Source organism: Acidovorax sp. Leaf73, assembly GCF_916855635.1.
Taxonomy (GTDB): Bacteria; Pseudomonadota; Gammaproteobacteria; order Burkholderiales; family Burkholderiaceae_C; genus Acidovorax; species Acidovorax facilis.
On record NZ_CAKASI010000001.1, the window covers coordinates 972,489 to 991,414 of the forward strand.

Sequence of the window (18,926 nt, forward strand, 5' to 3'; positions counted from 1 at the left end):
CGCGAAGGACTTGTTCGGCGCGGCCGTGCATGAATCTGACCCATTTGCAATAGCCCTGCATGCCCACCACTCCCACGCCGTCCGCAAACCTGTTGCAACTGCTTCCTGAGGCGGTGGTGCAAACCGATGCGCTGTGGGAGATCATCTATCTGAACCCGGCGTGGCACAAGCTCACCGGCCATTCGGTGGCGGCGGCGCTTGGCAGGTCTTTGCTGGAGTTCGTGCATCCCGACGACATCGGCACCATGCGCTCGGGCATGCCGGTGTTCCGCTTGCGTTTTGCCGACGCGGACTATCGCTGGGTGCGTCTGCAGTTCCACCCGGCGACGGATGTGGCGGACCGGGTGATCAGCCGCCAGGGTGTCCTGATCGAGATCACCGAGGTCACCGAGCAGGTGCTGGTGGAAGTTCGCCAGCGCTTTCTGCGCTTGCTGGAAACCATTGATGGCGTGGTGTGGGAAGCTGAAATCGGCGTGGGCAATACCTTCCTGAGCCCGCAGGTCGAGCGCTTGTTCGGTTACTCCGTGGAGGAGTGGCGGGCTGACCCGGGCTTCTGGCGGGCGCATGTACACCCCGACGATCTGGAGGAGGCCCTGCGCATCGACGATGCCGCTTACAACGCCACGCACAGCCATGCCTACGAGATGAGCTATCGGCTGATTGCCAAGTCCGGCAAGGTCGTGTGGGTGCGCGATCTGTGCCGCGCGGTGGTCGAGCCGGGGCGGCCGAACCGCATGATCGGCCTGATGATCGACGTGACCCAGCAGAAGAACACCGAACTCGAGTTGTTGCGCTCCGAAAACCGCTATTCGCTGGCGACGCGGGGATCCAATGACGGCATCTGGTACTGGGACTTGCGAACGGACGCGCTGCATGTGTCCGGGCGTTTTCTCCAGATCGTCGGACTGGGTAGCGCCGATCTTGTGCATGACGGAGGCTGGCGCTTTTTGGAGCAGCTCATCGATACCGAGGATCGCGAGCGCGTGCAGGAGGCCTACCGCAGGCACCTGTCGGGAAACAGCCCGAACTTTTCGGTGGACTTCCGCGCGTTCCACGGAGCAGGGCGGCTGGTGTGGGTCAATTGGCGCGGGCTCGCCGAGTTCGAAGAGGGTGTTCCCGTGCGCATGGCGGGATCGTTGAGCGATCTGGCCGAGCGTGGCAGTTCCTACGATGCGCTGACCAACTTGCCCGGCCGGCCGTTGTTCCGCGATCGCCTCGCGCAACTCATCGCGCTGCACCAGAACGAGGTGGTGAATGGAGGTGGCGTTCCGATACGCGATGGAGCCACGATGTTCGCCGTGCTGCTGCTGGATCTCAACGGGTTCAAGGCCGTCAATGACAGCTACGGGCACCATGTGGGCGACCAGCTCTTGCAACAGGTGGCGCGGCGGCTCGAATCCTGCGTGCGGGCTGTCGATCTGGTCGCCCGCATGGGTGGCGACGAGTTCAATGTGCTGTTGGAGTCCATCGATCCCGCTGAAGCCCGCCAACGCGCGGAGCAGATTGCCGCCGCCCTGGAGGTACCTTACGTCATTGGCAGGCACACCGTGATCAGTGGTGCGAGCATCGGATTGGCCAGCAGCGCATCCAGGCTGGCGACGGTCGACGACTACCTGCGCGCTGCAGACACCGCCATGTACCGGGCCAAAAGTCAGTCATTGGGCGTTTGCGTGTTTCAGTAAGGCGTGCCAGGGGCAATTGCCTGCGAGGCTGTCGCATGGCTTGCCTTCCTCGTCCCCTTCTGGTTTTCGGTGGTTTCGCTGGGGTGCTTCCAGTGCGCTTTTGCCTGGGACCAGGGGGTGATTGCTGCCTGATGCCTGATGCCTGATGCCTGATGCCTCCATTGGATGCTGGCAATCGAACATGTTTTCGGACTTGTGCGCTTAGCCATCAAGCGCAAGCAGCTACTGTATTGATAGCAACTGAAACCCTGCGTATCCTATGGATGCGAGGCGAAAAAAAAACCGGCTCCTCAGAACCGGTTTTTCACAGAGGGTTGCCTGGATCAGTAACGACCGCCGCCGAATCCACCCGTGCCGTAGCCAACGTCCGAGCGTGTGCTCGCACTGTAGCCGCCGGCCTTGTAGCCACCGGCGCCGCCACCCTCTTCACGGGGGCGGGCCAGGTTCACGACGATCGAGCGGCCGTCAACAGACATGCCATGCAGGGCGCTGATGGCGGCCTGGGCGACTTCGGCGGAGGCCATTTCCACAAAGCCGAAGCCCTTGGAGCGGCCGGTTTCGCGGTCCATCATGACCTTGGCAGAAGAGACCCGGCCGAATTCGGAAAAGTTGCTTTCCAGGGTGGAATCGGTCACGGAGTAGGGCAGGTTGCCCACGTAGATTTTGCTGCTCATGGATGAGCCTTTCTGAAATGTGGTGCGCAACGAAGGGCGTACCGTTGGGATGCAGCTGTGCGGATCGAGTGTCCGCAGCAACTGAGATGGGTGGATGGGATCTGCAGGTCGCAGATCAGGTCTTCAGCACGTTGGGGGGTGCGGCATGCACGTTTGCAGCCAGCCCTGGGTGACTGCAAAGAGCCGGGCGGCTTCGCGCGAGGCAAAGGCTTTGTCAAAACGGAACACGCGGCAATAGCTGCCGTTGCCCTGAGAACGATGGACCGAGAAGGAGGCGCGGAAGCGGCCGCAGTCGGTCGGGTGTGTCGTGGGCGAAACGACGTACTTGCCCATGGAAATGGCGGTCTGTGAAATCTGGATCAATCAGGATCGCAGGCGTGGAAATCGACCTGCGTGAGCATCAAGGGACGCAGTGGGCTGCAGCTCTACAGACCCAATGGGCAACCACAAAGGTTGCAAAAGGCGGCTTGCCTGGGGCGGATTGCCACCCTGAGCAGGCGTTGCGGTGACTGCACGCGTCAAGAGCCGTGACTGCAACGACACGGAGTATACAGCAATTTGCATGTATCTACAGTTTAATATTATTTTTGGTTTTAAAAGGCGCTCTTGCTGGATTGCGTCGGCGCCCCACACGGCCCCATCCCTTCGGTTGCTCGGCCCTCGATCAGGCCCCAGCAAGGGCCGCAACTCTGCTCATGCTGTGGATCAGGCCGAGCAAGGGGGTGACTTTTGCCTGCCGCGTACAGGCTTGTTTCCCCAGGACCGCTTGGCTTTTAGAGTACGCGTGCCGAGCGATTCACCCCCAGAAAATGGCTTCTAGTGAGCTGCATGGTATATTTGCACAAGTAACAACTTGTGATAGAAAATCAACAAAATTAATTGATGTTTGTGTTGCCAATGTGAATTGATGTGAATATTTTATAAATCAATGATTTTCTCCATTTCCTTGTTGTTGATCGTCTGGTCCTCACAGCGATGGGCTTCACGCTTTGCCAATTCTTCTGCCGATAGTTTCTGGATTTTCATCGCCAGCACAATGCTGCAGGTGGGTGCAATTGCAAGCCTGACATCGTTGGTTCACGCATTGAATCCGGCTGCGTGGATGCTGGTCCAGCTGCTTTTTTGCATTGCCACTTTGCGGTTGACACGCGAAATGGGGTGGCCCACGCTTCGGGGCTTTCTGGGGATATGGAGTGCGCAGCGCACAAAGCTTGCAGCGTTCGCGCGGGGATTATCGCAGTGGGGAGTGATAACGCTGATGGCGATTTGCGGAGTCCTCTGGATGTCATTGGTAGGGCAGGCCGTAGCGCCTCTCCAGAACTTTGATGACAGGATGTACCACGCCTCGCGGGTTATCTACTGGATTCAAAATCAATCGGTATTCCCGTTTGACACGCACAATATCCGACAGACGATGATTCCGTTCGGGAGCGAGTTATTCTTCCTGTGGCCGGTGCTGTTCACCAAAACTGAAGCTATGGGCCGCATTGTGTTTTGGCTGGCGTTTCCATTGGCAGCCATCGGTCAATATTATTTATTGCGGGCACTCAAATTGAGCCAGACAGTGGCTCTGGTGGGCGTGTTGATTCTGGTCTCTACGCCTCTTGTTGCATCCAGTGCAGTGGGGCTCAAGCCTGAAATCTGGTCCATCGTCACCCTGCTGGGTATTGCCTATTGGGTGGTTTCCATTTGCACGCAGCCTGATGCATCGAAGGCCCAATATTTCTTCCTGGGGACATTCACGGTACTGAGCATCAATGTCCGGTCGTTTCCAGTGTCGATGATTCCTAGCTTGCTGCTGATCGTGTGGTGGGCGCCGAGTCCGTTTTCATGCATTGCGCGGTTCAAGGCACTGGCTGCAGGATGGGTGTGTGCGGGTGTTTTGAGTTCGCTGCTTGTTCCCCTGGCATTCAACACGGCGCTCTACCACCACCCCTTGGGGCCACAGGAGGTGCGGCGCGTGGTGCAGGCCGACATCACTCCGCAAGTGATCTATACCCACGCGGTGCGTTTTGTATTTTTGCTCCTGGAACTGCCGGACGTTCCGGCTTCGAGCGAAACGCGGTCCCGTTTCAGCAGTGCCGCCAACCAATTCATTTATTCCATTGGCGCTGGCGCACCCTTGGCGGGCGAAAACAAGGGCGCGTGGCCGGGGAGTTTCGTGTACTCGCTGCCAGAGCACTCCACACGGTTTTCGTTGTGGGGGTTGCTGTGGATTCCCATGTTGCTGATCACCGTGTACCTTCTGGTTCGCAACCTGGTCGCGACCTGGCCGCACGTGAGGCTGACGGCGGTGTCGGCACAAACGCTGTTGGCAATTCCATTGCTGTGCGCAATCCTGTTTGGCGCGCGGTGGATGGCCCAGTCCGACGTTCCTGCGCGATTTCTCATTGGCCCGTATGCATTGCTGCTGCCCGTTGGCATTGCGCTGGTTGCGCCGTACCTCTCCAGAAAGAAATTTGCCCAGGCGCTCATTGCGATGGTGGTCACGTATGCCGCATACCAGCCGATGAGGGCTCTGGCTTACGACGCTGTACAGGCCATCGCAGCTCCCGCCTCGGAAAAGCTGATCAATGAGCCATTTGAAGAAATTGTCGGATCCATGCTGCCGGCTGGTTCCCGCGTGCTTTTTGTGGGGCACCAGGACGCCCGCGACTATTCGCTCTTCTCGCCGGAAACCCGTTATTCCAACGCAGTGATTCCCTGGGGCACGGGGCCTTTTGACCCAGAAAGAATGGGCCGGATGATCGCATCCGAAAAAGCCACCCACGTCTTGATCCAGGACGACAAGCAGGTGTTCTTCGAGTGGTTTCCAACCGTCGATACCCGCGAAATGGTGAAGTGGCTCAGCGCCCAGGCCGGACTGAAGTCCATCCCCCTCAACACACCCCACATGCGTCTGTTCGAAGTGAGCGGCACCACATTGGCCAACGAAAGGCCATTCCAGACGACGGCCGTCCCGCCGGGTTCACCTTTGATCAGGGTCGCCGACAGTCTCAAAACCAAGGTGGGCATCGATCCCGCCTTGCTGGAGACGCCATGGCCTGTTGAAAACCTGGGTGGCAGAGAGGGCGGTTTCCTGTGGATGGGGCAGGGGCATGCCGAGGGCATCGAGTTCGCACTCTGGTCGCGCGAGGACCACGACGTGGACCTCCGGTTCGAGGTATCCCCGGGGCACGGCCTGACTGCGCCCGACCGGAGGGTCATGGTGCTGCAGGACGGCGTCCCTGCGGCGGAAGGCGAGTACACCTTCCGCGGGAGGGCTTCGGTGGTGGCGCGCACCCGCCTCCATGTGGGGCGGAACGTCATCAGCTTCTTCGCGGTGGATACCGCCACCATCAAGCCACTGCCCAATGGCGATACCCGCAATCTGGTCATGGGCCTGCACGAGATACGCATCGAACCAGGGCCGGTTGCCGCACCTGCAGCCACCGCAGGCGTGATGCGGCCAGCTTTGCCCGACAAAGCGGACCCAGCCCCCAACCCCACCCGCCATGGCGAGCTTGCGCACAGCGCCCGCAAGGCTGTGGGTTTGATCAGCCGCCGGCAACAGGTCGATGGCTACTGGCTCACTGCGTACACCAGCGAAGAGCGTTTTGAGAAGCCGAAGCTGGAAATGAATACCTACGTCACTTCGATGATGGTGGACGTTCTCGGTTCAAGACCAGGCACCGTGGGGCTGGGGGGAAGCCTGGACCGGGCCCGGACCCATCTGCGCAGCCAGATCGAGGCCAGTGGGCTCGTGCGCTACCACGGCCGGCCGGATGGCGCCGCCATGACCACGCATGGGCTGTGCCCCATCACACCCGATGCCGACGACACCGCCCTGGTGTGGAGACTGGCCCCCGGTGCAGATGCACTGCGGCCAGCGGCCCTGACGGCGCTGATGCAGTACCGTACCGCCGAAGGCCTGTACAACACCTGGCTGGGCCAGCGCAATGAGTACCGGTGCATCGACCCAGGCTCCGACCCGAACCCTACCGACGTGGCAATCCAGATGCATGTGCTGATGTGGCTGGCGCAGGCCGACCCACCAGCGGCCCAGATGTTGTGCGGCGCGCTTCGCCAAGCCATCGACCAGGACCGCGTGTGGGTTTACTACCGCAGGGCACCGCTGGTACCCGTCTTGCGCCTGGCCGACATGAAAGCTGTGGGCTGCGATGTGCAGTTGCCGCCCTCGCGTTCGCAAACAGCCCTGCCAGGGCAGGAAATCTGGCTGCGCGCCAGCGACATGTTGCAGCGGCTCCAGGGCGGCAAGGGCAGGGTGCCCGAGCCGACCCAGATCATCCATCTGCTTCAAGAGCTGTCAAAAAATGACTTCTTCGCCGTGAAGTTGAACCCGCCCTTGCTGTACCACAACGATCTCACCGCCTCGGTGCGCAGGTTCTACTGGTCGGAAGATGTGGGCTATGCGCTCTGGCTGCGGCTGTACCTGGAAAGCGCGCGACTGGGCCTTCTGGCCGACAACGGCAACGGCCTTGACAACAACACCGGCAGCTCTGCAGCCGATGGCAGGCGGACTGCCCCGAAAACACCATGATGGATCGTCCCCAGGGAGCCCGGCGGGTTCTGCGCCTGTTGTCGTGCATTCGATTCGACGAGGTTCTGGTGCTTCAGGGCGCGCCTTTGCTGGGCGCCGTCTTTGCCATGGGCCACTTCACATATCAGAGCGCCGCGATGCTGTTGCTGTTGATGGCAGGAAACGCCTTTTTGGTGGCCCACATTTTCATGCTCAACGATTGGTCCGGAGTGCACCAGGACCTTCGGGACCCAACCAGGGCCGCAGGGGTTTTTATCAATCGCGGCATTCGGCGCAATGAGATCGGGGCCTTGTTGCTGATTCTGCTGGCGCTGAGCCTCATGACGCTCAGCCAGCTGAACGCGGCAACGCTGGCTATTGCGCTGTCGATCGCAGTGGCAGGCGCGCTCTACTCCATCCCGCATGTTTACCTGAAGGGCATCCCGCTTGCGAACACACTGCTCCATGTTGCCAGCGGGTTGCTGCATTTTTTGCTGGGCTATTCAGTATTCAGAAGCCCCGACATGAATGGCCTGCAGATCGGCTTGTTCTTTGCCACTATTTTCAGCGCGGGCCACCTGACGCAGGAGGTTCGCGATTGCGAGGCCGACCTAAGCAACGGGATTCAAACCAATGCAGTGAAGTTCGGCAAAAAGCGGAGCTTCATCGCTAGTTTTGTGCTTTTCACGCTGGCCGACGCCCTGTTGGTCCTGCTGGCGCTGAGAGGAACGGTGCCGCAAGTGCTGGCCATGTTTGTTGCGTTGATCTATCCGCTGCATTTTTACTGGATGCTCCAGGCGATGCGGGAAGGACTGACATTTGAGAGTGTACGCAGTCTGCAGGCGCGCTATCGTGCGCTATATGCGGGCATGGGCGTTGTCATGATTGTTTCCGTACTATTGGCGCAAAAATGGATATACCTTCTTCCATGAAGCTGACGATTGTCATTCCTTGCTTCAATGAAAAGCAAACCATCCGGTCTATTGTGGACGCAGTGCGTTCAGCGCCTTATCCGCAGAAAGAAATCATTGTTGTCGATGATTTTTCAACAGATGGAACCAGAGAGATACTTGCGAATGAGTTGGCTGGCAAGATTGATAGGCTGGTATTTCATGAAACCAATCAGGGCAAGGGGGCGGCACTCAGGTCTGGCATCCAACATGCCACCGGAGATATCATCATCATTCAGGATGCCGATCTTGAATACAACCCCGATGAATATCCCATTTTAATAGAGCCTATTTTATCCAACAGGGCCGATGTAGTGTTCAGTTCGCGTTTCATTGGTGGCAATTGCCACCGCGTCTTGTACTTCTGGCATCGCGTGGGCAATGGGTTCTTGACGTTGGCCTCCAATGTATTCACCAATTTAAATCTGACGGACATGGAGTCCTGCTACAAGGCATTCCGGCGAGAAATAATTCAATCCATTCGCATTGAAGAAAATCGTTTTGGATTTGAGCCGGAGATTGTAGCCAAGGTTTCAAAATTGAATTGCCGCATCTATGAGGTGGGCATTTCCTATTTTGGAAGAACTTACGAAGACGGCAAGAAAATCGGCTGGAAAGACGGGGTCAGAGCCCTCTACTGCATAATAAAATATAATATTTTTCGATAATTTTATTTGCCAATATGGACATCAGCGCTTCGCACCCGACAGGATGAGCCTACTTTCCATAAACCCTTGTTGTCTCGCGGCAATACGTGTCCTCATCAGCAAGCACCTCCCGAAAAGGGTGTTGATGCTCCCCGTCAGTGGCACGTGCTGCAGACCGAGGTGGACGATGAAGGAGGGCGGGTGGTGGGCTCCTAGCCCAAGGCCTGAAGCAAGTTGCCGTTTATGTGGATAAGCCCTTCGTCCTGCATTCGCCGCAGGGTTCGGTAAAGGGCCTCATGCGTGAGGCCGAGTTCGGCGGCCCAGGCCTTTCGAGGCTGCTGCAGGGTTAGGCAGCCATCAACCCCTTCAGCGTGGATGTAGTGAGCAATGCGGTCCGCAGCCCTGTGCAGGCTCAGCCGCTCACACTGCGCACGAAGCTTGCGCAGTTCTTGCGACAGCTGCAACAGCCAAGCTGCGCGAAAGTCTGACGAATCGTGCAACGCAGTGCGAAATGCATCCGCTGGAAATTCCAGCAGATCGCTGGGCTCGGACGCTACCGCGGTGCAGTGGTAAAGCTGGCTGTCCAGGCTGGCTTCTGCCACAAAGCCCTGCCGTGATCGCTGAAGGATGACTTCGCCGCCGTTGCGGCTGAAGCGAACGAGGCGCACTTCACCCGTGGCCACCAGGTAAATGCTGCACACAGGATTGCCAGTTTGAAAGACGGCGTGGTGTGCTGCGAATTGCCGCGCCTTTGCCAGTTCGCGCAGGCTTGGGGGCATCAGCCGCATCCATGGAAAATCGGCTCCCGAGCCGGACACACCCACACCTATCGCTTTTTTCATATGACCAAAATCATATCGTTCAGGGCGACCTTCTTCGTAGCATGCCCACGGTAATCACAACAACGTGGGCCATGACCATGACAGCAAGAGTTCAGCTACGCAATACAGGCGCCCGGTCACCACAGGGTAGGGGCCACATGCCCGCACTGATCAAGACGGCGGGGTACATTGCACTGGCATTGGCTGCCCATCTCGCCACCGCCGAGCCTGCGCCCTATGCCGGCCAGCAAAAACGCGCCATCAAATCGTTGTCTGACCAGGACGTGACAGATCTGTTGCAGGGGCAGGGCATGGGTTTGGCCAAGGCGGCCGAGCTGAACGGCTACCCCGGACCAGCCCACGTTCTGGAGCACGCAGACGCGCTGGCGTTGACCGACCAGCAGAGAACGGCCACAACCGCCTTGCTGCACGCGCACAAGGAGGCCGCGCGAAAGCTCGGAGCGGCCCTGATCGCCTCGGAAGAGGCACTGGATGAGGCGTTCAAAACGGGCACGATCCACCCCGCGAGGCTATCGGCACTGACCGGCGAAATCGGACAACGCCAGGCGCGCTTGCGCGAAGAGCATTTGCGCACGCACCTTGCGCAAACCGCGCTGCTCCACAGTGACCAGATCCAGCGGTATTCCGCCCTGCGCGGCTACGCTGCGGGCTCAGAGCCTTCGCCTGCAACACGCCCGGCGCACAAAGGGCACCATTGAGTTCTTACAACCCGTTCACCGCTGGTTGGAGCGAGGCACCCAAGTGTCCTGAGTTGGAAATTCACTTCATAAAGACGCCCAGAATCGCCGCCATACTGCGTTGCAAATCCTCGCGATAGCTAAGGCTACCGCTGTGGCTTGCGCCTTGCCTGGCGACGATTTCGACATCTTTATTTCATCAACGAACCTCCAACTCAGGGCACGAGCTTTCATTCGCGTCGTCCTCTCACGCTTTCGCCTTCCTTTCACGCCCCCTCCGTACAACCACAGTGGCCGGGGCCCAGCGCAGGCGGCATGATCGGGGCATGAAACTGCTGTTGGTCGAGGACGATTTTGATCTGGCCGGTGCCCTGAGCCGCAGCCTCGTGGCGCGCGGTTTTGAGGTGCTGTGCTGCGCCGACGGCAAGGAGGCCCTGGCGGCGGCGCGGCGCACGGCCTTTGATGTGATCACGCTGGACCTGTCTTTGCCGGGTCTGGACGGGCTGGAGGTGCTGCGGCGCCTGCGCGATGGCGGCAGCACCACGCCCGTGCTGGCGCTCACGGCCCGTGCGGCCGTCACCGACCGCGTGGCAGGGCTGGAGGCGGGGGCGGACGACTACCTGGCCAAGCCGTTTGACCTGGACGAGCTGGTGGCGCGCCTGCGGGCCCTGACACGCCGGGTGGGGCGCGACGGGCAGTTGCGCTGTGGTGCGCTCCACCGCGACCCGGCCAGCGGCGCGTTCTACAACGAGGCACTGCCGCTGGAGCTGTCGCAGCGTGAGGCGGAGCTGCTGCGCCTCTTGATGTCGCGCATCGACCGCGTGGTGAGCAAGGAAGAGCTGCGCACCCAGGTGTTTGCCAACACCGATGAGCAGGTGCAGGCCGATGCGGTGGAGGTGGTGGTGCACCGCCTGCGCAAGAAGCTGGTGGGCACCAATGCCGAGATCGTGACCCTGCGCGGCGTGGGCTACCTGCTGTGTGATGCTGACAGCATGGCTGCCCAAAAAGGCGACAAGGTCGACAAGACCGAGAAGGGCGGGGCGCTCCGGTGAACACGCCGTGGTGGCAGCGCTGGCCCTGGCGCCCGCGCGGCGGATCGCTACAGCGGCTGATTCTGGTGGGCCTGCTCGTGCCGCTGTGGGCGCTGGTGGCCCTGGTTGCCACGGTGCAGGTGGTGCAGCAGGTACGGCACAACGCAGCCGCGCAAGATGCCGTGCTGCACAGGGCGCTGACAACCTGGCCGACGGTGTTGCAGCCGCAGGCCGGTGCATCCGCCATGGAGCAAGCCCCTGCGGTCTGGTTCCGCGAAAGCAGCCTGGACGGCGAGCGCCTGGCGGGCAGCGCCGACCTGCCGCGTGTACCGCCCTCTGAGGCCGTGCAAGGGCAGGGCAGCGTGCACTTTTACCTGGCGCAGGTGGGCGACCAACTGGTGCGCGTGGCCGCCACGCTGCACCAGCCGGCGGTGGCTGGGGGCGGGCAGGGCGCCGCCCCGCCGGTGGTGCGCCAGGTGGCGCGGCCGTTCAGCGAACGCCTGCCCAGCGTGGCCCGCCTGATGGGTGAAGGCGCGGGTTTGCGCCCTGTGGTTCTGCTGGCCCTGGCCATGACGGCGGTGGCGATGGTGCTGGCGCGCGTCGCGTCGGGCTGGCTGCTGCACGCGGATGTGTCACTCACTCCGCCAACCCAGCCAGGTGCAGGCGGCACCGGTCAGGGCTACGAAGGCCCGTCAGAGCTGGCGCCTGCCGTGCAGCATTTTGGCGAACTGCAGCAAAGCCAGAGCCGATGGATCGAGGAGCAGCGGCGTTTTCTGGCCGACGCTACGCACCAGCTGCGCACCCCCATGGCGGTGCTGCGCACGCAGCTGCAGTCGGCCATTGCGGGCGATGTGCTGGTGGCCGATGCGCTGCAGCAGATGCTGCACACGGTAGACCGCGCCTCGGGCCTGGCCAACCAGCTGCTGAGCCTGAGCAAGGTGGAGCAGCTTCAGCGCATGGGCGAGCTGCCCAGCGTTGATTTGAACGCCATGGCCCGCGAGGCCGTGATGGAGCTGGCGCCACTGATCGCCGCCAAGCGGCTGGACTTTGCGCTGGAAGGCCCCGATACGCTGTGGGCCCCCGGCGACGCGGCGCTGCTGGGCGAGCTCATGCGCAACCTGCTGGCCAACGCCATCCACCACACGCCCGTGCATGGGCGGCTGGGGGTGCTGCTGCGCAACAGCACCGGGCGGCGCGAACTGCTGGTGTGGGACGAAGGCCCTGGCATTGACGACGCCGTGCGACAACGGTTGTTCCAGCCGTTTTCGGCAGGGCAGGGCGGGGTGGGGCTGGGGTTGTCGATCTGCCGGCAGATTGCCGAGGCGATGGGCGCCCAGGTCATGCTGTTCAACCGCATGGACGCAGGGCAGGTCATCGGTGTCGATGCCGTTGTTGCCTGGGAAGGTTGAGATGTCCGTGAAGCAGTCATCTGCCGCGCATGGCATCGAGTTCCGGGATGTCAGCAAGCGGTACGGACCATTGCCCAGCGCGCCGATGGTGGTGGACCACATCAGCTTTGTGGTGCCCCGTGGCACGCTCACCACCATCCTGGGGCCATCGGGCTGCGGCAAGACGACCACGCTACGGATGATTGCCGGGCTCGAATCGCCCACTGCAGGCCGCATCTTCATCGACGGGCAGGACGTGACAACCCTTGGCCCGGCGCAGCGCAATGTGAGCCTGGTGTTCCAGAGCTATGCACTGTTCCCGCACCTGAACGTGATCGACAACGTGTGCTACGGCCTGCACGGGCTGCACCTGCGCCCGCCGCAGGTGCGCGACAAGGCCCGCGCCATGCTCGACACCGTGGGCCTGCAGGGCCTGGACCTGCGCAGGCCCCATGAACTTTCGGGGGGGCAGCAACAGCGCGTGGCCCTGGCCCGGGCGCTGGCGCTGGAGCCCGCCGTGCTGCTGTTTGACGAGCCGCTGTCCAACCTGGACGCCCGCTTGCGGCGCGCCATGCGCGAAGAGATCCGCGCCCTGCAGCAGCGCCTGCGCTTGACGGTGGTCTATGTGACCCACGACCAGAGTGAAGCCTTGGCGGTCAGCGACCAGATTGTGGTGATGGACAAAGGCACCATCGCCCAGTGCGGCGCGCCCAGCACGCTGTATGAGCAGCCCGCGTCCGAGTTTGTTGCGGGCTTCATGGGCGAGGCAATGCTGTTCGAGGGGCACATCCATGCGCTCAATCTGGCAGATGGGGAAAGCCCGGCGGCTGGCAGCCATGCCCGGCTCGGCCCTTTGCGCGTGCCATCGCCAGCATCCCTCGCCCCCGGCCCGGTCAAGATCGCCGTGCGGCCCGAAGCCTGGGTCATAGGCCCCGCAACCTCCAGCGGGCTGGCCGCCCGGCTGACCAAACGCACCTACCTGGGCAGTGTCATGGAATACACCTTTGCGAGCGCGCTGGGCGAGATCTTTGTGGTTTCGCCCCAGGTGGAGCTGCCGCTGGAAGTGGGCGCACCGGTGAGCCTGACGCTGGCAGACCACGGGGTGTCGGTGGTGGCGGGGTGAGATGCCCTATGGCTCGGACAATCCACCACGCACCGGCACACCGACTGCCGGGCATGAAATATGCAAGCAAAAATGGGCCCTGGCGCTTGATGGATAAGCGCAAGCAGCTACAAAAACAATAGTGACCAGCGGATGCCGGCGTGGTGACCCGGGCCACAATACGGGCCTCCACCACCGCACGGCCACCGGTTTTTCACCTTGAACTCTCCCGTTTTCACCTCGCTGATCCCCGTCATCCTATTCATCGCCATCGGCTTTTACGTGGGGCGGCGCGGCTGGATTCGGGCCGCAGCGGTGAAGGACCTGGCCAACCTCGTGTTCATGGTGCTCACGCCCGCGCTGCTGTTTCGCACCATGAGCACGGTGCACATCGAAGACCTCAACTTCGGCCCCGTGGGGATCTACTTTGTGGCGTTTGGCGTGGTGTACACGGCCACGTTGGCGGTGCTGGGCTTTACCAGCCTGGGCGCGGCGCGGGCGCTGGCCAACACCTTCAGCAACACGCTGATGATCGGCGTGCCGCTGGTGGGCCTGGTGTTTGGCGATGCGGGGTTGGTCACGCTGTTCACGCTGATCTCGGTGCACTCGCTCATCCTGCTGACCGCCGCCACCGTGGTGTTTGAACTGGCCGCCGCGCGCGAGCATGCAGGCCGGGAGGGCTCCGCGCAGCAGCCCATTTGGCGCACCGTGCTGCAGGCCGTGCGCAACGGTATCGTGCACCCGGTGCCGCTGCCCATCATTGCGGGCCTGCTGTTTGCGCAGACCGGGCTGGTGGTGCCGCAGGTGGTTGACAAACCCCTGCTGCTGCTGGGCCAGGCGCTGGGGCCGATTGCGCTGCTGCTGGTGGGGGTGACGCTGGCGTTTACCAAGGTCGGCCACCACTTCAAGGCCGCCCTGCGCATTGCGCTGGTCAAGTGTGTGGTGCACCCCATCGTACTGGCCACCCTGGGCTGGGCACTGGGCCTGTCGGGCATGCCGCTGGCGGTGATGATCGTGGCGGCATCGCTGCCGGTGGGGGCCAACGTGTTCCTGTTTGCGCAGCGCTATGCGGTGGCCGAGGATGAGGTGACGGCGAGTGTGGCGGTGTCTACGGCGCTGGCGTTGGTCACGATGCCGGTGGTGATTTTGGCGGTGACGCGGTGGGTGGTGGGCTGAATTTGATGGGCTGATGATCTGCTCGGCGGTTTTCTGCTGCCGCTTGTCGGTCAGGGTACGGCGAGAAATCCAAGCGCCTTCATGACGAACTCGGCGTGGAACTGGAAAACCCCGCCATGACCCGCGTCGGGATAGATGATCAGTTGGCTGTTGGGTAGCCGCCGTGCCAGGTCGTGCGTGTTGATCGTCGGGACCATCCGGTCGTTGTCACCGTTGACAACGAGCACCGGCTGCCTGATTTGGGAGAGATCGGCAGGCGCCTTCTTGCCCCAGGCGCTCAGGGCCTGCAACTGGGCCACGTAGGCGCTCACGGTGATGTCCTTGTCACGGTTGTCTGTGCGCTCCGAGAGCCGTTTCAGGAAAGCCTTGCCGGCTTCGATGCCGCCGGGCGTGCGGGTGAAGAACAGGAACTGCTTGGGGTCCTGGCCCGTGAAAAAGCCTCGCAAAAGGTCCAGATTGGCCACCCCTGCAACGGAGCTGATGCCCTCGCCCCCAGCTGGGCCGGTGCCAGCGAGAATCATTTTGCGAACCAGATCGGGCTCCTTCAAGGCGATCTCTTGGGCAATCATTCCGCCCATCGAGAAGCCGAACAGATCCACCTGCTGGTAGCCCTTGGCCTTGATGAAAGTGATCGCGTCATCGGCCATCTGCTCCATGGAGTTGGATGGCGAGCCGCTGGATGCACCCACGCCCCGGTTGTCGAACGCGATCACGTGGCGCTGGGCGGCAAACCCGTCCACCACGCGGGGGTCCCAGTTGTCCAGCACCGCCGCCAGATGGACCAGCAGAATCAGCGGCGTCCCGCCGTGGTGCTTGCCCAGTTCGCGGTAGGCAAAGTCCAGCCCGCCCGCAGAGATGGACTGGGTGGGCGCAGTGGCCCAGGTTGGCCGCTCTGGGCTGGCTACTGGCGCGGCGCGCCTGGTGCCCCCAGGCACGGCCTGTTGGGCATGTGATGGAGTGGATGCAAACGGGGCAGCCAGCGCAAGCAGCGCCGCTGCCGTTTTCTTCAGGATGGGGTTCATGGCGGGCTTTCGGTAGGCCAAAGACACAGGGGCGGGTATCGGGGCTTACTCAGCCCATGGGGTGCAGGTAGGTCGGCGTGGGCGCGGTCATGCCGTTTTTGACCAGCATGGTGAGTTCGTCCGCCAGGACTTCATCCAGACCCGCTTCAAGGCCGTCCAGCGCACGCTGGACGATTTTTTCAGGGCTCGACTTGGGTACATCGAAGCTCCGGGTGAGATCGGTGTCCACGTACGCCATGTGCAGGCCGAGCACCTGGGTTTTCTGGGCCAGCAACTCGTTGCGCAGCGCGTTGGTGAGCGACCAGGCGGCAGACTTGCTGGCGGAGTAGGCGGCCAGCTCTCCGCCGTTCACCCAGGAGGCGACCGACAGCACATTCAGCAGGGCACCGCCCCCGTTGTCCTTCAGGATGGGCGCAAACGCCTTGCTCATGCGCAGCACGGAGAAGAAGTTGGTCTCGAAGATGCGGCGTGCGACTTCTTCGCTGTCGTCAGCGAGAAATCCCCCTGGCTGGGCGATGCCCGCGTTGTTGATGAGCAAGGTCACATCCCCGGCCTGGGCGACGGCATTGGCGACTTCGTCGGGCTTCGTCACATCAAGTTTCAGCGCCTGCACACCGGGCAGGGTGACGGAGGCCGGATCTCGGGCGGCTGCATAGACTTTGCGGGCACCCCGGTTCAAGAGTTCACGTGCAAAGGCCAGCCCAATGCCACGGTTGGCGCCCGTCACGAGGGCTACGGCGTTTTCAATCTTCATAAAAAGCTCCAGTTCAAAAATCAAGATTTCGTTGCGCAGGGCAAAGCCAAGCCAGGCGGGCCATGTCTGCCTTGGGCCCTGCTTGGCTTTGCTCTGATTGGCTTTTTGGGTGACTACCGCACCTTGATCACGACCTTGCCTTTGGCGCGGCCGGATTCGACATAGGCCAGTGCGTCGTTGGTGGACTCAAACGAGAAGACCCGGTCCACCACAGGCCGTATCACCCCGGCCTCCACCAGGCGCGTGATCTCGCGCAGCTGACTTCCGTTGGCCCTCATGAAAAGGAACGAATAGCCGACCCGGCGCGCCAATGCCCTGCGCCTGACGCCTGCACTCAGCAGCCGCACGACCAGCTTCACGAACCAGGACGCCCTGATCGCGCTTGCGAAATCGGGATCCGGCGGGCCGGAAATGGAAATGAGCTCTCCACCGCCCTTGAGCACTCGCAGGGATTTTTCGAGGGTCTTGCCGTCCTGGCTGTTCAGTACGACGTCGTAGTCGCGCAATACGTCCTCAAAATCCTGCGTCTTGTAGTCCACCGCGACGTCGGCCCCCAGGGCCTTCACCAGTGCGGCATTGGCCGTGCTGGTGGTCGTGGCCACCGTGGCACCAAGATGCTTGGCCAGCTGGATGGCAAAGGTCCCCACGCCGCCAGAGCCCGCCTGGATAAAGACCTTCTGGCCCTTTTTGATTTGGGCCTTCTCGACCAGCGCCTGCCAAGCCGTCAGCGCCACCAAGGGAAGGGACGCTGCTTCTTCCATGGTGATGTTCTTTGGCTTGAGCGCCAGCGAGGCCTCTTTCACCGGCACAAATTCAGCAAACGTACCGATGCGAAAGTCGTCCGGCCGTGCGTAGACCTCATCACCCACTTTGAACTGCCGCACGCGGGGGCCCACCTGGGTGACCACGCCAGCCACGTCGTGGCCCAAGACGAGGGGCAGTTTGTAAGGCAGGATGAGCTTGAACTCTCCACTGCGGATCTTCGAGTCCAGAAGATTCACACCCGCAGCGTGGACCTGGACCAGGACTTCGTCGTCGCGCAGCTCCGGGGTTGACAGCTCGGCCAATCGAAGATCCCCTTTTTTGCTGTAGCGATCAATGACAAATGCTTTCATGGTTTTCCTTACTCCTGGCGTATCCAGGTTGGTGAACGGCCCACTGGCGACGATCAAATTGTGTTTATATGATTTTCGTCATATTTCAGATCGAGACAAGGACCGCATCACCTTCGTCAAGTTAGCGCGCGCCAGTCTCGCCAGAGGAGATCTGGCCAGTACGGACTGCATCTGCCGCCTGTGCCCGGATGGCTGCGCGGTCAGCCACAGACTTGTAAGACTCGGCTTTGGAGCCCGAAGGAATCTGGCTTCGAGTCATGGGTACTTGTGCAGCTTCCGCGGCGACTTCAGCCCGCGTGCGGTTGCCCTCAAACTGGGTGGCAAATTGCGCCGGGTCCAACTCAGAAGCCTGTGCGCCGACTGAGGTGAGCGTTGCGGCTACTGCGACGGAGAGAAAGCGAGAGAAGGTGTTCATGGTAGATATCTCCTAGGAAATGAGGCTCACGCGCCTCGGAAAATGCTGAATGCCAGGCTTTTCGGCGAGTCACTCAGCGTGGTTTGCTGTGGAAGGGTTGGTGGTCAAGGCAATCAATAGGGCGTTTCAAAGTTCGACGGCTAAAAGATTTCATGATGATCATCATATTTCCGCACAAACAAGAACGCCGAAACAGGCCAGAGAACAAGCCCTCGATAGGCTGATTTTCGACTTTTCCAATTCACCTCAGTTTCTAATATGATGTTCATCATAATTTAACCCCCAAAAAAATGGAAGCTATTTTTGCGACTCTTCACCACTGGAGCGGGCGTACTTGAAAGCAGCTTTGCTGAGCCTTCCAGCCAGCGAAGGATCGTCTACGGCGCGCGCCAGGGAAACGGCTCCCACCATGGTGGCAACCAGAAAAAGTGCTCGCTCGTGGGCTTCTGGTGTACCCCAGGTGGGCAACTGTCGTGCGATCACATCCACCATTTCTTTCATTCGCCGGGTGGCTGCACGCCGCACCTCGGGGGCTTGGCGGGCCAGCTCCGAACTGAGGGCTGCCATAGGGCAACCAACATCCGGATTGTTGATATGCTGTTCCGACAAATAGGCCCCCAACATGGCCTCCAGCGCTTGATCGGCTGGAACCGACGCAGCTGCAGACTCGGCGAGCCCAACGGTTTCTGCGCCCGCTCTGTCTGTGGCTTCCGCAAGCATCGCCTCCCGAGAAGGGAAGTGGGAATAGAAGCCACCATGCGTGAGGCCTGCGTCCTTCATGATGTCCGCAACGCCCGCTCCGCTGAATCCATTGCGCCTGATGGCACGCGCCGCCGCCGCCACGATGCGCTCATGGCTTAGCTCTTTGCGTGATGGGGCTGCGTTCTTCATGCCCTCACTGTATCACGAATTATGATGACCATCATAATTTT

17 protein-coding genes are annotated in these 18,926 nt (G+C 61.3%); 9 read left to right on the top strand and 8 right to left on the bottom strand.

What is annotated here, in order from left to right; translation table 11 throughout:
* Nucleotides 1-59 precede the first annotated feature (59 nt).
* Nucleotides 60-1,682, top strand: a complete 1,623-nt coding sequence (locus LPA35_RS04555) for a sensor domain-containing diguanylate cyclase (protein WP_228895337.1) — start codon at nt 60-62, stop codon at nt 1,680-1,682.
* Nucleotides 1,683-2,005: 323 nt separating this feature from the next.
* Here LPA35_RS04555 and LPA35_RS04560 read toward each other — a convergent pair whose 3' ends face one another.
* A complete protein-coding gene (locus tag LPA35_RS04560; protein WP_055401895.1) occupies nt 2,006-2,356 on the bottom strand; it encodes an RNA-binding protein in 351 nt (116 codons plus the stop codon).
* Between the two features lie 123 nt (nt 2,357-2,479).
* Nucleotides 2,480-2,689 (bottom strand): hypothetical protein, encoded by a 210-nt coding sequence (locus LPA35_RS04565; RefSeq protein ID WP_055401919.1) that lies wholly within the window; start codon nt 2,687-2,689, stop codon nt 2,480-2,482.
* Nucleotides 2,690-3,284: 595 nt separating this feature from the next.
* Between LPA35_RS04565 and LPA35_RS04570 the strand changes: the two genes are divergently transcribed.
* From LPA35_RS04570 to LPA35_RS04580, 3 genes are read left to right on the top strand one after another with little or no spacing between them, the layout of a single operon-like run.
* Nucleotides 3,285-6,896 (top strand): glycosyltransferase family 39 protein, encoded by a 3,612-nt coding sequence (locus LPA35_RS04570; protein ID WP_228895338.1) that lies wholly within the window; start codon nt 3,285-3,287, stop codon nt 6,894-6,896.
* Nucleotides 6,893-7,807, top strand: a complete 915-nt coding sequence (locus tag LPA35_RS04575) for a UbiA family prenyltransferase (RefSeq protein ID WP_228895340.1) — start codon at nt 6,893-6,895, stop codon at nt 7,805-7,807. The genes LPA35_RS04570 and LPA35_RS04575 overlap by 4 nt, the downstream gene beginning before the upstream one ends.
* Nucleotides 7,804-8,493: a glycosyltransferase family 2 protein gene (locus LPA35_RS04580; RefSeq protein WP_228895342.1), complete on the top strand. Its 690-nt coding sequence runs from the start codon at nt 7,804-7,806 to the stop codon at nt 8,491-8,493. The genes LPA35_RS04575 and LPA35_RS04580 overlap by 4 nt, the downstream gene beginning before the upstream one ends.
* Before the next feature lie 191 nt (nt 8,494-8,684).
* Here the strand turns inward: LPA35_RS04580 and LPA35_RS04585 are convergent, their stop codons facing one another.
* Nucleotides 8,685-9,260, bottom strand: a complete 576-nt coding sequence (locus tag LPA35_RS04585) for a Crp/Fnr family transcriptional regulator (RefSeq protein ID WP_228895344.1) — start codon at nt 9,258-9,260, stop codon at nt 8,685-8,687.
* A 191-nt stretch (nt 9,261-9,451) separates the two neighbouring features.
* Here LPA35_RS04585 and LPA35_RS04590 point away from each other — a divergent pair, with 191 nt between their 5' ends.
* The 5 genes from LPA35_RS04590 to LPA35_RS04610 all read left to right on the top strand — a co-directional run bounded on the left by LPA35_RS04590 (nt 9,452) and on the right by LPA35_RS04610 (nt 14,688).
* On the top strand, nt 9,452-10,012 hold the full coding sequence (locus tag LPA35_RS04590; RefSeq protein WP_228895346.1) for a hypothetical protein: 561 nt from the start codon (nt 9,452-9,454) through the stop codon (nt 10,010-10,012).
* A 305-nt stretch (nt 10,013-10,317) separates the two neighbouring features.
* Complete coding sequence (locus LPA35_RS04595; RefSeq protein WP_228895348.1) at nt 10,318-11,043, top strand: response regulator transcription factor; 726 nt, start codon at nt 10,318-10,320, stop codon at nt 11,041-11,043.
* Nucleotides 11,040-12,431: a HAMP domain-containing sensor histidine kinase gene (locus tag LPA35_RS04600; protein ID WP_228895350.1), complete on the top strand. Its 1,392-nt coding sequence runs from the start codon at nt 11,040-11,042 to the stop codon at nt 12,429-12,431. The genes LPA35_RS04595 and LPA35_RS04600 overlap by 4 nt, the downstream gene beginning before the upstream one ends.
* Before the next feature lies 1 nt (nt 12,432).
* Entirely contained in the window at nt 12,433-13,533 is a 1,101-nt protein-coding gene (locus tag LPA35_RS04605; RefSeq protein WP_370641351.1) for an ABC transporter ATP-binding protein, read from the top strand.
* A gap of 198 nt (nt 13,534-13,731) precedes the next feature.
* Entirely contained in the window at nt 13,732-14,688 is a 957-nt protein-coding gene (locus LPA35_RS04610) for an AEC family transporter (RefSeq protein WP_228895354.1), read from the top strand.
* 50 nt (nt 14,689-14,738) lie between these two features.
* Here the strand turns inward: LPA35_RS04610 and LPA35_RS04615 are convergent, their stop codons facing one another.
* The 5 genes from LPA35_RS04615 to LPA35_RS04635 all read right to left on the bottom strand — a co-directional run bounded on the left by LPA35_RS04615 (nt 14,739) and on the right by LPA35_RS04635 (nt 18,885).
* Nucleotides 14,739-15,710, bottom strand: coding sequence for an alpha/beta fold hydrolase (locus tag LPA35_RS04615; protein WP_228895357.1), 972 nt, complete (start codon nt 15,708-15,710; stop codon nt 14,739-14,741).
* A 49-nt stretch (nt 15,711-15,759) separates the two neighbouring features.
* The gene (locus LPA35_RS04620; protein WP_218301097.1) at nt 15,760-16,464 is read right to left on the bottom strand and encodes an SDR family oxidoreductase; all 705 of its coding nucleotides are present in this window, start codon (nt 16,462-16,464) and stop codon (nt 15,760-15,762) included.
* Nucleotides 16,465-16,577: 113 nt separating this feature from the next.
* Nucleotides 16,578-17,579, bottom strand: coding sequence for an NADP-dependent oxidoreductase (locus LPA35_RS04625; protein WP_228895359.1), 1,002 nt, complete (start codon nt 17,577-17,579; stop codon nt 16,578-16,580).
* Between the two features lie 121 nt (nt 17,580-17,700).
* Nucleotides 17,701-17,994, bottom strand: coding sequence for a hypothetical protein (locus LPA35_RS04630; RefSeq protein ID WP_228895361.1), 294 nt, complete (start codon nt 17,992-17,994; stop codon nt 17,701-17,703).
* Nucleotides 17,995-18,291: 297 nt separating this feature from the next.
* The gene (locus tag LPA35_RS04635) at nt 18,292-18,885 is read right to left on the bottom strand and encodes a TetR/AcrR family transcriptional regulator (RefSeq protein ID WP_121420177.1); all 594 of its coding nucleotides are present in this window, start codon (nt 18,883-18,885) and stop codon (nt 18,292-18,294) included.
* Nucleotides 18,886-18,926: the final 41 nt, after the last annotated feature.